The organism is Streptomyces sp. NPDC043870 (assembly GCF_056435785.1).
Genome location: NZ_JBWKDT010000004.1, coordinates 1 through 21733 on the forward strand (window position 1 = coordinate 1; position 21733 = coordinate 21733).

Consider the following 21733-nt stretch of genomic DNA (forward strand, 5'->3'; position numbering starts at 1 on the left):
GCCCATGACTGCTTGGTGTAGAGGTCGCGGTCCTCACCCACGCCGCCAGGGTCCGTAGCCACCCCCCCTCCTGGGGCGGGGCGGCCGTCCCGGACCCCCCCCCCGGCCCGCCCCCAACGCACGTCGCACGAAGCGGCGTCAGCCGATCTCGATGAGCAGATCGCCCGCCTCGACCTGCTGGATCTTTCCGATCGCCAGTCGCGCGACCGTGCCCGCGCACTGGGCGGTGATGGAGGCCTCCATCTTCATCGCCTCGATGGTGGCCACCGTCTGACCCGCCGACACCGAAGAGCCCTCCTCCACCTGGAGCGTCACGACGCCCGCGAACGGCGCGGGGACATGCCGGTCGTTGCCGCGCTCGGCCTTCTCCGCGGCCTTGACCTCGGTGGCCACGGACTTGTCCCGCACCGACACAGGGCGCAGCTGGCCGTTGAGCGTGGCCAGCACCGTACGGAAGCCCCGCTCGTCGGCCTCGGAGATCGCCTCCAGCTCGATCAGCAGCGTGACACCGGCCTCCAGGGTGACCGTGTGCTCGGTGTCCGGCTCCAGGCCGTAGAAGAAGTCCTGCGTGGGCAGTACGGAGGTATCGCCGTATGCCTCGCGGTGGGCCTCGAACTCCTTGGTCGGACCGGGGAACAGCAACCGGTTCAGCGTCGCCCGCCGGTCCCGGTCCAGTCCCTGGAGGTCCTCGTCCGACAGGGTCGGGCTCTCGGCCTGCGCGGGGCGGCCCTGGAGTGCGCGCGTACGGAACGGCTCGGGCCAGCCGCCGGGCGGGTCGCCGAGTTCGCCGCGCAGGAATCCGACCACCGAGTCCGGCACGTCGAACTTGCCTGGATCGGACTCGAAGTCGGCCGCCTGGACCCCTGCTCCGACCAGATGCAGGGCGAGGTCTCCCACCACCTTCGAGGAGGGGGTCACCTTGACCAGCCGGCCCAGCATCCGGTCGGCGGCCGCGTAGCAGTCCTCGATCAGCTCGAAGCGGTCGCCGAGGCCGAGCGCGATGGCCTGCTGACGCAGGTTCGACAACTGCCCGCCGGGGATCTCGTGGTGGTAGACGCGCCCGGTGGGCGAGGCGAGCCCCGACTCGAAGGGCGCGTAGACCTTCCGCATGGCTTCCCAGTACGGTTCGAGTCCCCCGACCGCGTCGAGCGAGAGCCCGGTCGCGCGCTCGGTGTGGTCGGTGGCCGCCACGAGCGCGGACAGGGACGGCTGGCTGGTGGTGCCCGCCATCGACGCGACGGCGGCGTCGACGGCGTCGACGCCCGCGTCGATCGCGGCGATCAGCGTCGCGAGCTGGCCACCCGCCGTGTCATGGGTGTGCAGGTGCACCGGAAGGTCGAAGCGCTCGCGCAGTGCGGTGACCAGGGTGCGGGCGGCGGGCGGGCGCAGCAGGCCGGCCATGTCCTTGATGGCCAGTACGTGCGCGCCGGCCTCGACGATCTGCTCCGCGAGGCGCAGGTAGTAGTCGAGCGTGTAGAGCTGTTCGGCCGGGTCCGACAGGTCCGCGGTGTAGCACAGGGCGACTTCGGCCAGCGCGGTGCCGGTGGACCGTACGGCATCGATGGCGGGACGCATCTGCGAGACGTCGTTGAGCGCGTCGAAGATCCTGAAGATGTCCATGCCGGTCGCCGCTGCCTCGGCGACGAAGGCGTCGGTCACCTCGACGGGGTAGGGCGTGTAGCCGACGGTGTTGCGTCCACGCAGCAGCATCTGCGTACAGATGTTGGGCACCGCCTCCCGCACGGCCGCGAGACGCTCCCAGGGGTCCTCGGCGAGGAAGCGCAGGGCCACGTCGTAGGTGGCGCCGCCCCAGCACTCCAGGCTCAGCAACTCCGGTGCGGTGCGGGCGACATACGGGGCGACGGCCAGCAGATCGCGCGTCCTCACCCGGGTGGCCAGCAGGGACTGGTGCGCGTCACGGAAGGTCGTGTCCGTCACCGCGACGGCCCGCTGCGCGCGCAACTCCGCTGCGAACGCCTCCGGCCCGAGTGCCGCGAGGCGCTGCCGGCTGCCTTCGGCGGGCGGACTTCCCAGTGGGGCGGGAGGGAGCTTGGCGGCCGGGTCGATGACCTGGGGACGCGGGCCGTGGGGACGGTTGACGGTCGTCTCGGCGAGATAGCTGAGCATGCGGCTTCCGCGGTCGGCCGAGGGGCGTGCCCGGAGCAGCTCCGGGTGATCGGCGATGAAGCTCGTCGTGACACGGCCCTCGCGGAAGCCGGGGTGGTCGAGCACGGCGCCGAGGAAGGGCAGGTTGGTGGCGACTCCGCGGATGCGGAATTCGGCGATCGCGCGCCGTGCGCGGCGGGCGGCGTTGGCGAAGTCGTGGCCGTGGCAGGTCAGTTTGACCAGCATCGAGTCGAAGTGGGCGGACACTTCTGCGCCGGTGTGGACGGTGCCGCCGTCGAGCCGTACCCCGGGGCCGCCCGGGGAGCGGTACGCGGAGATGGTGCCGGTGTCGGGGCGGAAACCGTTCGCGGGATCCTCAGTGGTGATACGGCACTGCAGGGCCGTGCCCGTGAGGACGATGTCGTCCTGCGTCAGGTTCAGTTCCGGGAGCGTCATTCCCGCGGCGATCCGCAGCTGCCCGATCACCAGGTCCCGTCCGGTGACCTGCTCGGTCACCGTGTGCTCCACCTGGATACGGGGGTTCATCTCGATGAAGACATGGTTGCCGCGCTCGTCGACCAGGAACTCCACGGTGCCCGCGTTGACGTACCCGATGTGCCTGGCGAACGCGACGGCGTCGGCGCAGATGCGTGCGCGCAGCTCCGGGTCGAGGTTCGGCGCGGGCGCGATCTCGACGACCTTCTGGTGGCGCCGCTGCACCGAACAGTCCCGCTCGTACAGGTGGACGACGTTCCCGTGGGCGTCGGCGAGAATCTGCACTTCGATGTGGCGCGGGTTGACGACGGCCTGCTCCAGGAAGACGGTGGCGTCCCCGAACGCCGACTCCGCCTCGCGCATCGCCGCGTCGATCGCCTCCCGCAGCTCGGCGGGCCGTTCGACGTGCCGCATTCCTCGTCCGCCGCCGCCGGCGACGGCCTTGACGAACACCGGGAACCCGATGGATTCGGCGGCGCCGACCAGCGTGTCCACGTCCGTGGACGGCTCGGACGACTTCAGTACGGGAACCCCGGCCTCGCGGGCGGCCGCCACCGCGCGGGCCTTGTTGCCGGTGAGGTGCAGTACGGAAGAGGGCGGCCCGACGAAGGTGATCCCGGCCTCGGCGCACGCGGCGGCGAGGTCGGGGTTCTCCGACAGGAAGCCGTATCCGGGGTAGATGGCGTCGGCACCGGCCTTGCGCGCGGCCTTGATCACCTCGTCGACCGAGAGATAGGCCCGCACCGGGTGGCCCTTTTCGCCGATCTGGTAGGCCTCGTCCGCCTTGGCCCGGTGGAGCGAATTGCGGTCCTCGTAGGGGAACACGGCCACGGTGGAGATGCCGAGCTCGAACGCCGCGCGGAAGGCGCGGATAGCGATCTCGCCCCGGTTGGCGACCAATACCTTGCGGAACATCAAAGTCCCCTGTCGTGTTGCGGGCACGCGGCCTCAAGGTGGCGATGTCATTCCGGCTGCCGGGATCGGCATCCGCTGTTCCCGTGGACGGTACCGATCAGTAGCGGTGGCGTCGATCTCCTGCCGACGGGAGCTACGTCACGCCCGAGCAGGCGCCGGCACGGTTTTCAAGCGTCGAGGGAGGTCAGGTCAGGTCGGAGGGAGCGAGCGCCGTCGACCACGCGCAGCCGGCGTACCTGTCCATGGCCGTACGCGATCGCCGACCGGCGAGAGCTTCGACGGCACCGTGGCGGGTGGCCGCATCAAGAACCGGCTTCGCGATGGTCCTCGCGGGATGCCCGCCCGACCAACTCTGCGGTGTCTCCTGGTCGTGTCCGACAAATAGCGTTGTCCGCCCGCAGGGCGGGGCGCGCGGCGTCCGGTGCGTGCAATCGCAAGGCGGAGGACCATCCTCGTACTGGACGTACTTGGATGACTCCGACAACGCAGCGTGGGGGCACCTCCCGTGCCCGAAGGGCTACGGGGGAGTGCGTGCCGGGCATCGCACGCCAGGCGGGATTTGTCAGACACGGCCTAGGACGGTCGCGGAGCTCGCCTGTCCTTGCGCTGCTGCAGTTCCTCTTCGTCGACGAGGACGAGCATGGGCTTGCCGGGCTCGCACATCATCGTGACGAGGAACCGACTCCGTACGTCCGTACGATTGTTGCCGTCCTGGTAGTGGATCACGTCGCCTCCGGGCTCCCAGAACGCCTCTCCGGCCCGGATCACCCGCTCCGGCTCTCCCTCGAGCTCGAACAGCATCTCGCCCTCCAGCACGTAGCCGAAGGCCGGTCCGAAGTGCCGGTGCGGAGGTGTGCCGGGGTCGCCGGGGGGAAACTCGACAAGCACCGTCATGGCGTGTGCACCCTCCGGAACGGAGGGTGGTTTCGCCTCCTGGATCACGGTGACTGCGGTCTTCCAGGCCTCGGATCGCCACCCCTGATTCTCAGGGGAATTGGCGACCGGTTCATTGTTCGCCATCACGCCACCTCCGGTTTCGGCACCGATACGGAGAGCCGATCGACCGCGCCACAGGTGGCAGCACCAGCCTGAGCAGCCCGGATGTCGCCTCGTCACGCGGGTCAGGCAACCGATGATCACCGTCCGCCCGGGTGCCGACGGCACGGACGGGCATACCAAGAAGACTACGCGGCGAGGGGTTGGCATGCGGTTGTGACGGATTCGCCACCCGAGCCGCGCCAAGCGCAGCGTAAGGATGTGATGACAGAGCGCACACTCGGCGCCCCCTGCACCGAGCCGTGGATGTGGCGTCTGCCGCGCCGCCCCGCGCTGCCCTTGTGGGCGTACGGTGGACGCAGGGGTCATTTCGATCCGCGGGCCATCGATCGACCGCGGTCGGCAGGCACAACAGAGCAGCGCCGGGGCGCCACGACAGACGGCCCCACGCGCTCGACTCGGAGCGGCCGGTCCGATTCGTACCCACTGCCTCCGTGTGCAACGGATGGAAATCCCGCCCCGGACGTCCTCGGGAATCTCACCAACGCGACGAAGGGTGCGTCATGAAGTTCACAGTCCTGGGGGGAAGCGGCCTGATCGGCACACAGGTGGTCGAACAGCTGAGAGCGGCCGGCGACGACGTCGTACCCGCTTCGCTGTCCACCGGGGTCGACGTGATCAGCGGCAAGGGCCTGGACCAGGTTCTCGCGGGCGCCGATGTGGTGATCAACCTGACGAACTCCCCCGCGTTCGACGAGTCCTCCATCGCCTTCTTCGAAACGTCGATGAACAACGTCGGGGCCGCGGCGGAGGCGGCAGGCGTCCGCCACCATGTGATTCTCTCGATCGTCGGCACGGACCAAGTGCCCCAACTCGACTACTACCGGGCCAAGGTCGCCCAGGAGAACGCCCTCAAGGCCGCGCCGACGCCGTACTCGATCGTGCGAGCCACGCAGTTCTTCGAGTTCGTCGAAGCGATCATGTCCTGGACGACCGACGGTGACACCGTCCGCCTGCCTTCCACCCCCGTGCAGCCGATGGCCTCTTCCGACGTCGCCGCGGCGGTCGCGAAGGCGGCCTCCGGCAGCCCGTTGCAGGGCACTCGCAACGTCGCGGGCCCCGATGTCTTCTCTCTCGACGACTTGGGCCGGATCACCCTGGCCGCTCGCCCCGACGGCCGCCACGTGGTCACCGACGACCAGGCGGGCATGTTCGCCGCGGTCACAGGGGACGTGCTGACCGCGCCGAAGGACGCCGACCTGGCCCCCACGCACTACCGGGACTGGCTTCAGCGGCAATAGCCCGGCGCGGAGAGGGTGAGGCGGTGAGACCAGGGCCCTCGCAACCTCCAGCACCCCGCCACGCCGGCCAAGGGTGCCCCGTCCTCACGGGGCACCCTCGCCGTTTCACACGGCTACGGCTGGATGGGGTGGTCGAGTCGGCAGGGCGCCGTACGGCCCGAGCCGTACGCGCAGGCGCTTCAGGCCGACGGCATCAGCACACGCGCCTCTCCTTTCTCCTTGTTGTGCCGGTCGGCCCAGTTGGTGAGGGCTGTGCTGCACGCGTGATCGACATGCCGCAGATCGAGCAGGTCGAGCTCGATGTGCCGGTCCTTCGGCAGTGCTTCGAGGGTGTCGAGTATCCGGGGCAGCCGGAGGAAGGTCGCGTTGCCGGAGAGGACCACGCGCACGGGTCCCTTCCGGTCGGAGCCTTCGTCCACCTGCACGTGGACGTGCGACGTCTCCCAGGCCGTCTTGGCGACGGCAAGCAGCAGCCCGGCCAGCACGCCCTCGAACATGCTGGTGGCGATGATGGCGACCGCGGTCGCCACCAGGATCAGCGCCTCCCCGCGGTGCTCGCGCCACAGCGGCCCGAGCGCCTTCAGCGGGACGAGCTTCCAGCCGGAGTACACCAGGATGCCCGCGAGCGCGGCGACCGGTATGAGGCCGAGCGCGGCCGGTACGAGCGCCGCGAACAGCAGCAGCCATACGCCGTGCAGCACCCGCGACGCCTTGGTTCGGGCACCCGCTTGGACATTGGCCGCGCTGCGCACGATGACGGCGGTCATCGGCAGCGCCCCGAGGGCTCCGCACAGGGCGTTGCCCGCGCCCTGCGCCATCAGCTCCTTGTCGTAGTCGGTACCGGGTCCGCTGTGCAGCCGGTCGACCGCGGCGGCGCTGAACAGACTCTCCGCCGAAGCGATGAGCGTGATGGCGACGACCGTGCCGATCGCCCCGACCACTCCGACGTTCGTGATGCTGCCGAGGTCGTCGAGGGACGGTGGGCGGATCGCGCCCAGCAGCCCCTGCACATCGACGCGCTTCACCGACAGCCCGAACAGCGCGACGACGGAGGTGGTCAGAGCGACGGCGGCCAGCGGTGCGGGGACCACTCGGACCTTCGGCGGCAGCTGTTTCCACAGCGTCATCAGCACGACGGTGCCCGCGCCGAGACCGAAGGCCGTCAGCGCTTCGGGTGAGCGGGCCGTATGGATGAGCAGCTCCGGCAGGCCCATCAGGTTGGCCGGGCCCGAGCCGGGCGCCTTCGCGTCGGCCATGGCGTAGAGCTGACCGGCGATCAGCACGAGACCGATCCCGGCCAGCATCCCTTCCACCACGGCGATGGAGATGGCGCGGAACCAGCGGCCCAGCCGCAGTGCGCCCATGACCAGTTGGAGAACGCCCGCCGTGAGGACGAAGACGCCCAGGGCCGCGAGTCCGAATTCGTTGACGGCTTCGAGGACGAGAACCGTCAGCCCCGCTGCCGGTCCACTGACCTGGAGACTGCTTCCGGGGAGCAGCCCGGTGACGAGCCCGCCGACGATGCCGGTGACCAGGCCGAGTTCCGCCGGGACGCCGGAGGCCACGGCCACGCCCACGCACAGCGGCAGGGCGACGAGGAAGACGACGACGGACGCGGTGAGATCCGCTCGCAGCGTCGAGGCGGAGGGTCGCTCACCGCGCTGGGCCGCGGCCCGCCGGTGGCGCCCGCGGTTCCCGCGCTCGCGGGTGTCGGCGGCGCTCACAGCGGAAGGAACGCGTCGTCGTGCGGCCGGTGGACGAGCACGGAGCCGGTGTCTATCTCGTAGAACCATCCGTGCAGCCTCAGTCGTCCGTCCGCGGCCCGGCGGGCGACGCAGGGGTAGTCGCCCAACCGCCGGAGCTGGCGCAGCACATGGTGCTGGACGGCCTCGGCGACGGCGGGGGACGACGTGTCGGTGAAGAGGGGCGGGGGTGACGCACTCTCGAGCCAGCCGCGGACCGCGGGGACGGCGGAGAGGTCTTCGCGGCGCACCATCGCGCCGACGGCACCGCAGTGGGAGTGGCCGCAGACGACGATGTCGGCGACGCCGAGCACTTCCACCGCGTACTCGATGGTCGCCGCCTCGCTCGAGTGCCGGTCGGGGTCGTGTTCGGGCAGGATGCTGCCCGCCGTGCGGAGTTCGAAGAGCTCGCCGGGGCGGGCCCCGGTGATCAGCGATGGGATCACCCGCGAGTCGGAGCAGGTGATGAACAACGCTTGCGGGGACTGACCGTCCGCGAGGCGGCCGAACTCCTCGGCCTGGGCGGCGGCCCGGTGCCGGAAGGCGCGGGCGTTCTTCATGAGCATGTGCATGGGGGTGTTTCCTCCAGCGCGCCAGGGCGCGCGGTGGTGAGCCGTCATGTCGGATCGGATCGCAGGTACGTGTTGAGGGCCGTGCGGATTCGACGCATCGATCAGAGGCGGAACACCTGCAGCACGGCGGGCCGTGCCGGGCGCTGTTCGGATGGACCGAGAAGTGGCGCCCCGTGCGCCGGGGAGGCGGCGGAGCCGCCGTCACCCGTGGGGGCCGATGTGGGGCGATCGCCTGTGGGCGGAGCCTGGGCGGGCGGCGGCCTGTTGGGCCGGCCGCCGTTGCATGAGGGGGGTGGCGTGTCCAGGGGATTCGGATCGTCCGGGGACGAGTCGGCGGGTGAGCCGCGTGAGCCGGGTCCGTCGGCCGGGTCGGATTCGCTCGGTGCCTCGGGTGAGGAGTCGGCGTTCTGGGAAGTGCTGCTTGCGCTCGACTCCCCTCCCCCGGCGGCGAATACGGGTGCCTGGCGGTGCGCAAGGACCGCCAGCAGCAGGGTGCACAGCGCGGCAAGCGCGTACGGTGCTGCGTTTCGCCGTGTCACGGTCCCTCCCGACTTCGACACCCGACAGTTGGTCCAACTGGTCAGTAACTCCAGCCTCTTCAGTCACTGTGACACCAAGACGGCGTAAAAATCAGCGATTCGTTAAACATTCGTGAGCGTCACACCTCTTGACATTGGTCATTCGCCGGGGCTACCGCGAGTCACCCCAGTTGAGGCGCCGATGACGTCCCGCATCGCCGTACGACGGTCTCCTGTGCCGGCGGCGGCCGGATCGGCCGCAGCGCGGTCGTCTTGCTTCTGGAGCGCGGCGGAGGCACGCCGACTGGCGATCAGTGTTCGATCATGGCCGGCATTCGGATCGAAATTTGCGCCACGCCGACCCAGAAGGATCCCTCTTTTCCGTACAAACCTGCCCTGATCGTCGGCCGAGCACAGCTGCGCGGGGTTGTGGATCGGCCGGGGTGGGCAGGTTTGGGACGCCAAAGGACGGGAACGGTCCGGCCTCCGTCCCCGTGGCAGTAGTGGATCGTCGACCAATGGGCCGTCTCGGAGGGAGAAACGATGCCCCAGGAGCTGACATTCGCGATCCCCTTCCAGGCCCCGATCAAGGGGCTTGACCCGGATACGCCAGAGACCCGCCACGGTATGATCTTGGGCTCGTGACGGGGCGCCAACGGCTCGTATCACCACGGCGCCGGGACTCCGGCGGTCTGCTCGTCGTGCTCGCGCGGCATCCTGGCGAGTGCGCGGGAGCAGGGGCAGCATCAGCCAAGCGCTGTGCGCCTTCACGATGTCCCCGATGTACAGCGCGTTCACGTCCTCGCTTGTTGCACGCGGGCTCCGCCGGCCCCCTGTAACCGCTCAGGGCTTGCTTGCCGGGGCGCCTGCGACGCGCCGCTCCGACGTGCCGTCCACGGGCGTGATCGCACTCTGCCCGAGGTGAGTTCAGAAAGGCGAGTTGAGAAGGGCAAGGCGAGCTGCCTTCGAACAGCAGGGCCGCTCGCAGTTGTGGACCACACACCGATGTGCGCCGAAAGGGAAGCAGGGATCCCATGAGAGTGCAGACCATCAAGCTCCCCATACTGCAGATGTCATACCCCGTGCGGGTCAATCCGTACCTGCCGGCCCTGCACGAGGAGACCGAGACATGGGCGCGAGAGATGGGCATGCTGGACAGCGACGAAGCATCCTCGGCCCGCGGGGCGATCTGGACCCTGACCCAGTTCCACGCCATGGCCGTCGACCAGCTGACTGCCTGGGCTCTTCCTGACGCCTCGCTCGCCGACCTCCGGCTCAATCACCGGTTCAACCTCTGGGCCCTGGCCTGGGACGACTACTTCGCCTCCACCTTCAAACAGACGCGCGACCTCGCAGGCGCACAGATCTTCACCGCCCGTCTCCATGCCTTCCTGCCGTCGAAGCCGGGCGCCCGGTTGCCGGAGCCCGCCAATGCCGTCGAGAGGGGAATGGCCGACCTCCAGCAACGCCTGTTCCCGCCGAGACTGGCGCACTGGCGTGGCGGGCTCAACCGGGCCCTGGCAAAGTACATCGACGCGGGAGTTCAGGAACTGGCCAACAGCCGCGTCGGCCGCGTCCCGGACCTCATCGAGTACGTCCAGTTCCGCCGTGAAAGCTTCGCCGCCTACACCGCCCCCTATTCTGTCGAACTCTCCACCGGCGCACGGATCCCTGAGCGGATCCGGCACAGCCGGACCGTCGCCGCTCTGCTCGACGCCTTCATGGACTACATGGGACTGGCGAACGACATCGCCTCCTATCATCGGGAAGTCCATGACGAACACGACGTCAACAACCTCGTCATCGTCCTCGCCACATCCCTGGACATCACCGTCCAGGAGGCGATGCATACCGCCGCCGATCTGGTGACCGCCCGACTCCACCACTTCGAGCACCTCATACAGAGCGAACTGCCCCCGCTCGTCCGGCGAGCCGCGCTGAACCGATGCGAACGGATCGAGCTGGAGGCGTGGCTCCGGGGAGCTCGCAGTTTCCTTTCCGGCCTCCATGCCTGGTACTCCGGGGCACCCCGCTACGCCCCTGAGGACGGTCCGTTCCCGGCGCAACGGACTTCCACCGTCACCGTGCCCGCCCGGCTCTGAGGGGGCTGCCGACACATGCCTGTCCGGCAGCCCCCTCGGCCGTGGTGCTCGGTTCTTGTGCGACCTGCGAGGCCTACCGCCTCCGCAGGAACCGTCTCAGCCACGCCCGCCACGCGGCGCGGGGTACGGGTCGGTGCACCAACTCGCGTTCGGACACCGGCCATTGAGGTGCCGTCGGCATACCGCTGCTCGGCGAGGGCGGGGCCGGCAGCGGTGCCGGCAGATCATGGGTTTCCCGAGCACGGGAAGCGAACTTCACGGGCAGTGCCGTCAGATGCCGGGCCCAGGTGGTGGAGCGCCAGCTGAGCTCCTCCTCGGGGATGGCCAGGCTGATGTCGGGAAGCCGGGTGAGCAGGATGTCGATGCCGGTGTCGGCGATGACACGGCCGATGTCCTGGCCAGGGCACTCATGGGCGCCTGCGCTGAAGGACAGGTGCGCGCGGTTGTGGTGCACGCGGGTCGAGGGATCCGGGCGGACCGCCTGATCGACGTTCCCGGCGGCCAGGCCCAGCAGGAGCATGTCTCCCGCCTTGATCTCCTGTCCTCCGAGGGAGGTGTCACCGGTGGCCCAGCGGCCCGGGCACACCATCAACGGCGGCTCGTCCCAGAGCACCTGCTCCACTGCTTCGGGCAAGGTCATCTGGCCGCCGGCCAACGACCCGCGGAACCGCGGGTCGGTGACCACCATCCGCAGCACGTTCGACATGAGATTGGCGGTTGTCTCATAGCCCGCGAGCAGGATGAGCCGCAGGTGGTGCTGCACCTCCTCGTCGCTGAGGCCGGCCGGGTGGGACATCAGCACGGATGCGATGTCCTGCCCGGGCAGGGCGCGCTTGGCGACGACGAGCTGCTCGAGGGTCTCCAGCACATAGGCGTTGCTCTTGAGCGACGTTTCGGTGCCCTTGAAGAGGTCCCGGGCGGCATGCACGAGCTTGGGACCGTACTCGTCCGGCATCCCGAGCAGGTGGGTGAGAACGAGCATGGGCAGGTGCTCGGTGAACTGACCGACCAGCTCCGCCTTGCCGCTCTCGCAGAAGTCGTCGACCAGCTGGTGTGCGAAGCGGGTGATGTGGCGGCGGATCCCGCGCTGGTCGAACTGGTCGAGGCTGGCCGTGACCGCGCCGCGCAGGCGCTGGTGCTCTTCGCCGTCCGCACATACGCAGTCGGGACGCCAGCCGATCATCGGCACCAGCGGCGAGGTGGTGGGGTCGATCTCGCCACTGTTCCAGCCGTGCCAGGTGCGGGGGTCACGGGAGAACTGGGTGGAGCGGCTGGCCACATCGCGGTTCTCGAGGTACCCGAGGACGAGCCAGGCACGTACGTCTCCGTCGAGCAGGACGGGCGCCACCGGACCGTGGTCCGCACGCAACTTCTCGTACAGGCCCATGGGGTCGGTTGCGGCGGCGGCGCCATGGAGCCGGGTCACTCCGTCGGCTCCCGTGGCGGTATGGGCCGGGCAACCCGGGGGCGGGGTGAGCCCCGGTTCTGTGGTGGTGCGGTCAGAGGGTGGGACGGTCATACGGACTCCTGAGCGGCGGCGAGGGTGCACAGGTAACCCATCAGCGAGATCAGGGCGTCGCGGCTGGACGACCGGTCGCGTGCGTCACAGGTGATGATGGGCACGGATTCGTTGAGGGCCAGAGCAGTGCGCAGGGCAGGTATCGGGTGCTTCGGGGCTTCGGGGAAGGAGTTGACGGCCACGACGAAGGGGACGCGGCGGTCTTCCAGGCGGGTGATGATCTCGAAACAGACCTCGATGCTCCGGGTGTCGACGAGGACCACGGCGCCGAGCGCGCCTTCGAAGATGCCGTTCCACAGGAACCAGAAGCGTTCCTGTCCCGGCGTGCCGAAGAGATAGAGGATCAGCTGCTCGTTGATGCTGATGCGGCCGAAGTCCAGGGCAACGGTCGTGGTGTTCTTGCCTTTCGCACCGGGATTGTCGTCGATCCCGACGCCGGCCTGAGTCATGGTTTCTTCGGTGGTCAGTGGCGGGATCTCGCTCACCGCCCCGACCATGGTCGTCTTGCCGACCCCGAAGCCGCCGACAATCACCACCTTGACTCCCCTGGCGCCGTGCGGCAGCAGCACGTCCGTGCTGCGGGGGCCGGCGGCGGGTGTGTCAGAGCTTGCGTAGTCCATGGATCACCGCCTCCAGAAGGCCAAGTTCGGGGACCGCCGCGACAGGAACGGGAGCAATGGCCTCGACTCGCTCGTTGTCGACGAGCTTGGAGAGCAGCACCGTGACGACGCTGAACGGCAGACTCAGATGCGCGGACAGCTCGGCCACGGACAGCGGGTACTGGCACATGGTGAGGATTGCCGCCTGCTCGGGCTGCATACCGGGGTCGGGTGCGGACCTCGATGCGATGAGGGTGACCAGGTTGAAGGCCTTGGCCGAGGAACCCGGGCCACCGGAGATGACATAGAGCGGCACGGGACTGCCTTCATCCCATGCGTCCTGGTTCTCTGACGTCACATCGCCTGCCCGACGTCATCACGAGGCGGGCTGGTCATGTGCTGGCCGATCCGGACCACCAGCGTACGCATGCGGTCGCCCAGCAACCCGGCGTCCACTTCCTCATCGGCCAGCACGGCGAGATAGGCCCCGGGTCCGGCCGCCATCAAGGAGAAGTATCCGCCGTCGACTTCGATCCCGACCATGCGTGTCGAGCCGTCTCCGTGCGGGAACTTCTGCGCGATGGCCTTCGCCAGGCTCTGCATGCCCGAGCAGGCAGCGGCGATCGCGTCAGCGGTGTCGGTCTCCGTGTTCGCTTGACCGATGCACAGTCCGTCCGACGACAACACGACCACGTGTCGCACGTACGGGACGCTGGCCGCGAGCTCCTTGAGCATCCAGTCCATGTTGGGCAGTGGCGGCACGGTTACTCACCCTCGTCTGATGGCTCGCTGGTTTGGATGGAAGGGTCGGTGCTCGGCTTCTTCTCTCCGCTGAACGCCTCCCACATCAGGCCCGGCTGCCGGGGTACGCCGGCCGTTCCCCGGGAGGTGGACGGAGCAGCGGGGGGTTGGGGGGTCGTGCGGACGACCGGTGTCGGGACGGGCGACTCGCGTCGCCGCTGCGGCAGCCCGTTGACGGTCCGTTCGACCTCGCCGGAACCTGCTGCGGCATCGCGCGCCATCGTCGGCCTCGGCACGATCGGTGCGCCCGTGTGCTTCGGCGCGAACTGTTGGGTTGTCGGGGCAGGCTGCCGAACTGTGGTGATCAGGCGCCGCGGAACGAGTACGACGGCCCGTACTCCTCCGTACGCGGAGGTGCGCAAGTCGACGTCGAGGCCGTTCTCGCGGGCCAGCCTGCTGACGACGGACAGGCCGAGCTGCGTCGCCCCGCCCAGGTCGGCCAGATCGATGCCGGATGATGCCTGGGCCATGACGCGGTCGATGCGCTGCCGGACCTCTTCGGTGAGCCCGACCCCCCGGTCCTCGATCTCGATCGCGATACCGGAAGGCACCTCGCTCGCTGTCACCTCGACCGGGGTGTGCGGCGGCGAGAAGGTCGTGGCGTTGTCGAGCAGCTCGGCGAGCAGGTGGATCAGCGGCTCGGCTCCCTGGCCGATCACAGCCACTTCTGTCACCGACTGCAGCTTCACGCGGGGATAGTCCACGATGCGTGACATGGCCCCCCGCACGACGTCGTACAGCGGGATCGTCTTCGACCACTGGCGCCCGGGCCGGGCGTCACCCAGTACCGCGATGCTGGCGGCAAGGCGCCCGATCAGGGCATTGCGATGGTCGATGTCCTGCAGGCCATGGGAGACCACGATGTCCGTACCGTGGAGGATCTGCATGTCGCGGAGGTCCTTGGCGAGTTGGTGCACGATCGCCTGGACCCTGCGCGCGATGGCCACCAGTGCCCGCTGGGAGGAGTCCCGTGTTCGCTCCTCGGCCTCCACGGCTTCCAGGAGTGTCCGCAGAGCTGCCCGGAGCGCTTCGGCGAAGTCGCTGTCCAGATGTTCGCCGAACGTGACGGACTGCAGGATCTCGGAAGCGGGCTCACCCTTCTGCAGACGGGCGACGGCCGCGGGGAGGAGCTCTTCGGCGAGCCATACAGTGGTGGCCCGCTGGTCGGACGAGCGCGCGAGCAGCGCGGCTTCGCGTTGCGCGTAGTACTGCTCTGTGTCGGCACTCGCCCGCGCGTGGCGGGCCGCCTCTGCCGAGCGCGCCCGGCGCGCCGTCGCAGCCGAAGTGATGGCCGTCAGGACGACCGCGACCAGCCCGCACCAGGCAACCGCCGTGCGTATCTGCGCGGGGACGAAGATCAGCGCTATACCGCAGGCCCCAGCCAGAACACCAGGGGGAATGAGCCATGCTGGAGCCACTGCACGTGGCAGGGCTCTAGGGGTTGAACCTGCACGAACCATCGAGGGGTCCCTAAACAGTCTGGAATTGGTGGACTGGGGGTTGTGCGGTGCGCCGACAGGAACGGCCGGGACTTCACTCGGCCGAGCACAAATGTTCCGATGGGTGCCCCCGACGGGTCGGTTCGAGATCGCATCGGTGGTCACGCCTCCCTGCGGCCAGGCTCCGTCCGCGCGCAACACAGCGTTTGGTGACTCGCTGTGAGTGCAGCGCAACACGCGACGGGAGCATAGTCAGTTCGGGTTCGCCATGTGACCTTGCTGGAACCAGAACCTCCGTTGACCGATCTGGGCCCGAAATTGATCGGCCACCGCCATGACACACACTGCAAATGCATGGAATCGACCACATCAAGCTGCCTGCTGGTCATGACTCCCCAGCCCGCCTCCCCCGGTAGTCCGCCGCCTGCCTCCGCGGGACGTAGCGTGGCCCAGCTGAGCGGAGGAGAGCGGTTTCTGACTGCTAACGGGTGATCGCCGGAGCTCCGCGCTCGCGCCGGACGCAACCGGTCGACCACTCCCGTTATGTTGACTCCCGTGCCGCTGAGCTGTGTCTTTGTAAACCTCAAGCCTGGAGTCGGCAAGACGACAAGTGCCGTTTGGCTGGCCCACGCGCTCCATGAGTCGGGCTACTCGCCGCTTCTGGTCGACGGCGACCCAGCTTCCTCGGCGCTGCGCTGGAGCGAACTGGCCGACGGCTTTCCGTTTCCCGTGATCGCCTTGCCGGTGGGGGACGTACACCGCCGCGTGAACGACTTCCTGGGCAATCGGCAGGCCGTGGTTCTCGACGCACCGCAGTTGGAGGACCATCCCCGCATCGCCCGCAGCATCATGAGGTACGCGAGCGAGTGGATCGTCCCGGTGACCCCCGCTCCCATCGAACTCGACCGCATGGCACCCATCCGCTCCGAGATGGATGACGTGCAGTCCCTGCGCGCCGAGCCGGCCCGCACCGCAGTCCTCCTGAATCGGACCAATCGCCCCGACGCCACGCGCACAGGCCCCGATGCCGACGCTCGTGAGGCGCTCACCGAGCGGGGCTTCGTGGTGCTGGACACCCAGATCGCGCGGCTCGAGTTGTACGCCCAGTCGTTCGGAAGTCCGGTCCGGGCGAAGGGCTCGGCGTACATGGACCTCGCCGACGAACTCATCAAGCGTGAGGAAGAGGCATGACGGAGCGGAAGGACAGGTACCGCGCGGCATTGGAGCGCGGAGAGGACACCGCCGACCGGCCCTCCAAGTTCACCACCGTGCTTGGCGGATACGTCCGGGTCACCGTCGAAGTGGACCCGGCCCTGCAGCGCGACCTGACGCGATGGGCGGGTCCGGCGGTCTCGGCGCTGGTGCTCGCCGGCACGACCGTCCTGCGCACCCTGAGCGGAGCAGTTCGTCCCTGAACTCGCGCGGCACACTCCGCCAACCGCGTGATGGCCGGGGAGGCCGGCCCTGGCATCCGGCCGAGTCGGCCGACCCGGCTTGCGCGAGCCGTCACGTATCGCATCCGGCCTCACCCTAGGATCCAAGCCATCGCTGGCCTTCCCTGGGAGCTCAGGCATGGCTGACAACAGCCGTTCCGCTCTGGATCGCAGACGGTTCGTCCACCTCGCGGGCAGCACGGCGCTCGGCACGGCAATCAGCGCTGCTTTCGTCGGCGCCTGTACCCCCCGGGCGACCGACGTCCCTCGGGGCGTGCCCAGGTCCGTGGCGCTGAGCCTGCCGGGCAAGGGCGCCGTCGATCCCCCACCACCGCCGCTCCCGGACCAGCTCGCCGACGGCGTGATCAGCCGGCCGGGCCCGTCGGTCCGTATCCCGCACGCGCAGCACGACCCCGTCCCCGAGGCCGTACGGGACAGGGTCCCGACCAAGCTGCCGTTCGCGTTCCATACGGCCGGCTACGCGGCGCTGCCGGGTCTGCCCGAGTCCATGCGCCCCTGGCGCGACCGGCCCACGAGCTGGGCCAGGATCACCCCGGACACCGAGCACACCTACCTGGACCCCGCCGGCGTGATCATGTACCGCCCGAGCAGAACCGCGGCCGGGTACAACCAGCCGGTCACCCAGATCCAGTTCGGACTCGGCTGCATCACCAGCCACCGCACCGAGAAGGACCCGGCGCGCAGGGCCCTTTTCGTCACGCGTGCGAAGGCCCAGGCGCAGCGCCTGATCGACACCCGGGTGGAGGCACGCGGCGCGTGGTACTTCCCGTTCCCGTTCGACTTCACGCTCAGCGGCCACGGCATCTCCTACCGGGCACCGTGGTACTCCGGGATGGCGCAGGGCGAGGCGATCAGCCTCTTCATCCAGCTGTCCGAGCTCGACTGCGTGACCGCGGCGGACCGCACCCTCTACCGGGCGGCCGCCGACGGCGCGTTCGTCTCTCTGCTGCGCGGTGACGACGGCAGTCCATGGGTGGTGAACCGCGACAGCGCGGGCTATCTGTGGATCCAGCTGTACCCGATCAGTGCTCCGGGCACGTCGGACTACACGTACAACGGGATGTTCTTCGCCATGTTCGGGCTCTGGGACTACGTCCGGGCGACGGGGAACGCCCAGGCGGCCCGGCTGTACGACGGCGCGTGCACGACCATGGACCACTACTTCCCGACGTTGCGGAACCGGCGCTGGGCGTCGTACTACTGCCGGACGCACCGGATTCCGACGCTGTCGTACCACCAGCACCACATCAACTCGTACCGGCAGCTGTACTGGCAGACGGGCAACCCCCGCTTCGCCCACATGACCGATCTGCTGACCGACGACTTCCCCTCCGGGTTCCTGCCCGCCGGCTCCCTTGTCGCGTTCGCCGCGGGTGCGCACACTCTGTACCGGTACGACACCGACGCGGACGGCGACTACGTCGCCTCGAAGGCCGACGCCGAGCTCGCCCGCAGGACCGTGACCTTCTCCCGGTCCACTCAGGTGCCGGCGAACCGGCGCCGGCGCATCAAGGGCCGCGGAGTGGCGTACCGGATCGCCGCGGGCGCCTACGAAGGCTGGTGGGCCGGCGAGGCGTACCCGAAAGCCTTCCTGCTCGGCGAGTACCTGCCCACCGTCTACCGGCCCGAGCGAACGCTGACCTTCCGCGTCGGCACGCCCGTGACGTGCTGTCGATTCGGCGTGAACGGGAACGTCGGCAGCACGCGCACGGTGACATTCACCCGACCGACCGCCATGCCCTTCGACCGCAGAGCGGTGGTCAACGGAAGGACGATGCTCCGGATCACGGCCGGGGAGCTTGCCGGCTACTGGGCGCCCGCCGGAGAGGTCCTCACCGACGGACACTGACTCAGGGCGGAGGTGAAGCCGGTGGCCTGCGGCTGCGGGGATCGCGGAGCGCATGGCGCCGGATGAGCTGCGGGAGCTCTTCCAGCGAGTGGTTCGGGAGCCGCCTTCACGGCCGCGGGGCGGCGGCCGACGGCAGACGGAGATCGGGAGGTGCCGGCGGCGGTCATCCTCGTGGCCGCCCCGGGCTGCACCTGGCGCGCTTCCTTCTTCGTGCGGACCGTCGGGCCCGACTGCGCACCGCCGATCGACGCGCGGCGGAAATTCCCTGCCGTGGTGGCCGGACAGGGCGGAGACTCGTTCTCATGGCTGACATGGGGGAGTTCCGGGAGGCGGTCATCGAGTGGGCGGCCGGTGGCCCCGGCGACCCCGCGCGCGAGCTGGCCGCGCGGCTGCCCGTCCGGACAGCCGTCCTGCTCGAAGGGCTGAGCGACGTCGCAGCGGTCAGCGCGCTGGCCGCGAGCCGCGGCCGGAACCTGGCGGCCGAAGGAGTCTGCGTCCTGCCGATGGGCGGTGCGATGAGCGTCGGGCGCTTCGCCCAGCTCCTCGGGCCTCCCGGCCTGGGCCTCCGCCTCACGGGACTGTGCGACGAGGCGGAGCGTCCCTACTATGCCCGCGGCTTGGAGCGGGCCGGTGCAGCACAGCGAGGGTTCTTCGTATGCGCGGCGGATCTGGAGGACGAGCTCATCCGGGCGCTGGGCGTGACACGGGTGGAAAAGCTCGTCCGGGCGGAGGGCGACCTGCGCGCGCTGCAGACTTTCCTGCGCCAGCCCGCACAGCGGGGCCGCACCTCACAGCAGCAGTTGCGGCGCTTCCTCGGAACGAAGAAAGGGCGCAAGATCCGCTACGGCCAGGTCCTCGTCGACGCCCTCGACCCCGACCGCGTACCCGCCCCACTCGACGACCTGCTCAGCAGCCTCTGACCGCTGAATGACGTCAGACTCGGCAGAAGGACTCGGTAGCCTGCGGCCGTGGGGATCGTTGAGCGCATGGTGCCGGACGAGTTGTGGGAGCTGTGCCGGCAGGTGGTGCCTCCTGTGCCCGCGAGATCACTAGGCTGAGGTCGGCGTCGCTACGGGAACTGCGAGACGCCGGCGGCGATCGTCTTCGTAGCCACCTCGGGCTGCACCTGGTGACAGCTGTCTTCGTCATTCGGTCCGCCACCGGCCGCGGCCCTGGTGACCTCGTCGGCCAGGGCGGCGATCCACGGCCGAGTGCTCGCAACATTCTGCACGGCCGAATCGTCGCACCGGTCACACCCGACCGGGCCATCTCAACAAGATCCTGTTCCGGTGCCGGAGAACACCGGCCAGGACCGGTTCTCACCCGGCGCGGTGTGTGCTCAGGGAGTTGAGGAGCGCGGCGCCGCGTTCGGCGTCGTCCACGCTCACGGCGAAGTCCTTGCCCTTGCTACGTATGACGAGACACTCCCCGCTGCTCAGCATCACGGTCGTCCCCAGCCCGCTCAGCCGGTAGCCCCAGCCGCCGACCTGTGCCGGTGTGCGGTTCTCGACGCGGGCCGACGCGATGTCCTCGACCGCCCAGTGGCGGGCCGGGAAGCCCAGCGGGCCGAAGGCCACCTCCAGGCCCTTGTCACTCGCCCGGGCCTGCACGGAGGCGCAGCCGAGCAGTGTGAGGGAGGCCAGGGCGAAGGGTGCGACCAGCCCCCACTGAAGGGGCGTCAGACCTCCCACCGCGGCCAGAACGACAGCGGTCGCCAGGAGCCCCGTCAGGGCCGAGGCCGCGTGGAGCCACGGATTCGAGGTGCGGGAGAGCCACACGAACCGTTCGCCCTCGGGGATCTGCATGCTCGGGCCGGCCGGTACGGACGGAGTCGCCACCATGGGGGTTCGGCGAATCACCAGCCAGCCGGCCAGACCTGCCGCTGCGGCAGCCATGCCGGTGCCCACGACCCAGAGCGTCACGGGGTCGGCGTCGTGCCAGTCCGTATGGTCCATGTTGGCGCGTACGACAGACGCCTGCGCACCTATCAGGAAGACACCGCCGGACATTAGCGCAACGGCGGGCCATCCCCGGGGGGCGCCACCGGAGCCGGCCACCGTCCTCCGCACGGCTGTCCCAACCCCCAGCACCATGCCCGCCCAGATCAGCGCCGGAAAGAAAGTTGCGGCCCACAGCGGCATGGAGCCGTCGGGCTCACCGGATCCGCCGTCCCAGTGGGTCGCCAGCCGCTCGGGCAGCCGCCCGCTCGCGCCCAGCGGCAGCGCGACGAGCAGAGCCAGGGTCCCGGCCGTCCAGCCGACGGCACCCCACATGGCCCCATTCGTACGCCTCGCACGGTCGCTCACTGAATCCCCCTGATCATCTCTATGAGATCGGTCCTGCTGTACCCGAGGTGGGCCGCGTCGGCGACCAGGTCACGGACGCGGCCCAGGAGCGCGGAACGCTGGTCCGCCCCGTCGGCCACGGTCACGCCCCGCCCTCGCCGGAACTCCAGGAGCCCCTCGTCCCGCAGCGCCCGAAGACCGCGCAGCACGGTGTTGGCATTGACTCCCAGCGCCTGAGCGAGAGCGTGCGCCGAGGGCAGCCGGTCGCCGGGCCCGCATTCCCCCTCGGCGATGGCGCGCCGGATCGCGCCCGCCACCTGTTCGTGCAGGGGGCGGGCGTCAGCGGTGTTCAGTCTCAGCAGCATGGTGCTAATGACAGTAGCACCATTGGCTAAAGCCCGGCTCGGTCACGGCGCGCTCCGGAACCCCGCGCCGAGGACGTTGAGCGATTCCAGGTGCTGGATGCTGAGCGTGGTGAGGACGTCGATACCTGCGGCGAGCAGCTCCTCGACGTCCTGCCGGCGTTTGGCGTTGCGGCCGCCCGGGACATTGGTGTGGGCGAGTTCGTCCACCAGCACAACTCGTCCATGCTGAACGGCTTGGTGATGTAGTCGTCGGCGCCGGCGTCGAGCGCCGCGACCTTCTCGTCGGAGGTCCGGCGCGCGGAGACCACCAGAACTGGCACACGGCTCCGGGCGCGGAGCGCCTTGATCACGTCGATGCCGTCCATATCGGGCAGGCCGAGGTCGAGCAGTACGACGTCCGGTGGCGTTGCGGCGGCGATCCGCAGGGCGGCGGCGCCGTCGGCCGTGGCTTCCACCTCGTACTTACGGGCCTTCAGATTGATCGCGAGGGCCCGGACGAGCTGGGGATCGTCCTCCACGACGAGCACCCGGGTCATCGGTGCGCCGCCTTTCTGTTGTGCCGAAGGACCGAGCGGCTGTGGGGGGGGGGGGGGGGGGGGGGGGGGGAGGCGAGGGGGGGGGGGGGGGGGGGGGGGGGGTGGGGGGCGGGGGGGGGGGGGGGAGGCCTCTCTGGCC

The 21733-nt window shown here is 69.5% G+C and carries 18 protein-coding genes and 3 pseudogenes; 7 read left to right on the top strand and 14 right to left on the bottom strand.

Annotated elements, in window-relative coordinates:
• Positions 1–138: 138 nt before the first annotated feature.
• Both AC0699_RS06505 and AC0699_RS06510 read right to left on the bottom strand, forming a co-directional pair.
• Entirely contained in the window at positions 139–3516 is a 3378-nt protein-coding gene (locus tag AC0699_RS06505) for a pyruvate carboxylase (RefSeq protein WP_478656411.1), read from the bottom strand.
• Between the two features lie 573 nt (positions 3517–4089).
• Positions 4090–4536, bottom strand: a complete 447-nt coding sequence (locus AC0699_RS06510) for a cupin domain-containing protein (protein ID WP_478656413.1) — start codon at positions 4534–4536, stop codon at positions 4090–4092.
• Between the two features lie 539 nt (positions 4537–5075).
• Between AC0699_RS06510 and AC0699_RS06515 the strand changes: the two genes are divergently transcribed.
• A complete protein-coding gene (locus tag AC0699_RS06515) occupies positions 5076–5813 on the top strand; it encodes an SDR family oxidoreductase (protein ID WP_478656414.1) in 738 nt (245 codons plus the stop codon).
• A 179-nt stretch (positions 5814–5992) separates the two neighbouring features.
• Here the strand turns inward: AC0699_RS06515 and AC0699_RS06520 are convergent, their stop codons facing one another.
• Positions 5993–7537, bottom strand: a complete 1545-nt coding sequence (locus AC0699_RS06520) for a SulP family inorganic anion transporter (protein WP_478656417.1) — start codon at positions 7535–7537, stop codon at positions 5993–5995.
• Entirely contained in the window at positions 7534–8127 is a 594-nt protein-coding gene (locus AC0699_RS06525; RefSeq protein ID WP_478656419.1) for a carbonic anhydrase, read from the bottom strand. The genes AC0699_RS06520 and AC0699_RS06525 overlap by 4 nt, the downstream gene beginning before the upstream one ends.
• 1552 nt (positions 8128–9679) lie before the next feature.
• Here AC0699_RS06525 and AC0699_RS06530 point away from each other — a divergent pair.
• Positions 9680–10747 carry a terpene synthase family protein gene (locus tag AC0699_RS06530; protein ID WP_478656422.1) on the top strand — a complete coding sequence of 356 codons (1068 nt, stop codon included), beginning with the start codon at positions 9680–9682 and terminating at the stop codon, positions 10745–10747.
• Between the two features lie 73 nt (positions 10748–10820).
• On the opposite strand, the gene AC0699_RS06535 is transcribed toward AC0699_RS06530, so the two are convergent.
• From AC0699_RS06535 to AC0699_RS06555, 5 genes are read right to left on the bottom strand one after another with little or no spacing between them, the layout of a single operon-like run.
• The gene (locus tag AC0699_RS06535) at positions 10821–12266 is read right to left on the bottom strand and encodes a cytochrome P450 (protein ID WP_478656424.1); all 1446 of its coding nucleotides are present in this window, start codon (positions 12264–12266) and stop codon (positions 10821–10823) included.
• Positions 12263–12886 carry a GTP-binding protein gene (locus AC0699_RS06540; RefSeq protein WP_478656427.1) on the bottom strand — a complete coding sequence of 208 codons (624 nt, stop codon included), beginning with the start codon at positions 12884–12886 and terminating at the stop codon, positions 12263–12265. Before AC0699_RS06540 ends, AC0699_RS06535 begins: the two co-directional genes overlap by 4 nt.
• Positions 12867–13181, bottom strand: a complete 315-nt coding sequence (locus AC0699_RS06545) for a DUF742 domain-containing protein (RefSeq protein ID WP_478656429.1) — start codon at positions 13179–13181, stop codon at positions 12867–12869. The genes AC0699_RS06540 and AC0699_RS06545 overlap by 20 nt, the downstream gene beginning before the upstream one ends.
• Positions 13182–13219: 38 nt before the next feature.
• On the bottom strand, positions 13220–13609 hold the full coding sequence (locus AC0699_RS06550) for a roadblock/LC7 domain-containing protein (RefSeq protein ID WP_450727558.1): 390 nt from the start codon (positions 13607–13609) through the stop codon (positions 13220–13222).
• Between the two features lie 20 nt (positions 13610–13629).
• On the bottom strand, positions 13630–15084 hold the full coding sequence (locus AC0699_RS06555; RefSeq protein ID WP_478656432.1) for a sensor histidine kinase: 1455 nt from the start codon (positions 15082–15084) through the stop codon (positions 13630–13632).
• A 576-nt stretch (positions 15085–15660) separates the two neighbouring features.
• Between AC0699_RS06555 and AC0699_RS06560 the strand changes: the two genes are divergently transcribed.
• From AC0699_RS06560 to AC0699_RS06580, 5 genes and pseudogenes are all read left to right on the top strand, one after another.
• Positions 15661–16296 carry a nucleotide-binding protein gene (locus tag AC0699_RS06560; protein WP_478656434.1) on the top strand — a complete coding sequence of 212 codons (636 nt, stop codon included), beginning with the start codon at positions 15661–15663 and terminating at the stop codon, positions 16294–16296.
• Entirely contained in the window at positions 16293–16520 is a 228-nt protein-coding gene (locus AC0699_RS06565; protein ID WP_478656436.1) for a hypothetical protein, read from the top strand. Before AC0699_RS06560 ends, AC0699_RS06565 begins: the two co-directional genes overlap by 4 nt.
• A 157-nt stretch (positions 16521–16677) precedes the next feature.
• Positions 16678–18408, top strand: a complete 1731-nt coding sequence (locus tag AC0699_RS06570; protein WP_478656439.1) for a D-glucuronyl C5-epimerase family protein — start codon at positions 16678–16680, stop codon at positions 18406–18408.
• Between the two features lie 302 nt (positions 18409–18710).
• Positions 18711–19328, top strand: coding sequence for a TOPRIM nucleotidyl transferase/hydrolase domain-containing protein (locus tag AC0699_RS06575; RefSeq protein ID WP_478656442.1), 618 nt, complete (start codon positions 18711–18713; stop codon positions 19326–19328).
• A gap of 66 nt (positions 19329–19394) precedes the next feature.
• Positions 19395–19538, top strand: a pseudogene (locus AC0699_RS06580) (IS5/IS1182 family transposase); the annotation flags it as partial.
• Here the strand turns inward: AC0699_RS06580 and AC0699_RS06585 are convergent.
• The 5 genes and pseudogenes from AC0699_RS06585 to AC0699_RS06605 all read right to left on the bottom strand — a co-directional run.
• Complete coding sequence (locus AC0699_RS06585; RefSeq protein WP_478657230.1) at positions 19478–19639, bottom strand: hypothetical protein; 162 nt, start codon at positions 19637–19639, stop codon at positions 19478–19480. The pseudogene AC0699_RS06580 and the gene AC0699_RS06585 overlap by 61 nt on opposite strands.
• Before the next feature lie 88 nt (positions 19640–19727).
• Entirely contained in the window at positions 19728–20681 is a 954-nt protein-coding gene (locus tag AC0699_RS06590) for a DUF1648 domain-containing protein (protein ID WP_478656445.1), read from the bottom strand.
• A gap of 29 nt (positions 20682–20710) precedes the next feature.
• Positions 20711–21058: a GntR family transcriptional regulator gene (locus AC0699_RS06595; protein WP_478656448.1), complete on the bottom strand. Its 348-nt coding sequence runs from the start codon at positions 21056–21058 to the stop codon at positions 20711–20713.
• A 78-nt stretch (positions 21059–21136) separates the two neighbouring features.
• Positions 21137–21274, bottom strand: a pseudogene (locus AC0699_RS06600) (sensor histidine kinase KdpD); the annotation flags it as partial.
• Positions 21271–21594, bottom strand: a pseudogene (locus AC0699_RS06605) (response regulator transcription factor); the annotation flags it as partial. The pseudogenes AC0699_RS06605 and AC0699_RS06600, both read right to left, overlap by 4 nt.
• Positions 21595–21733 lie beyond the last annotated feature (139 nt).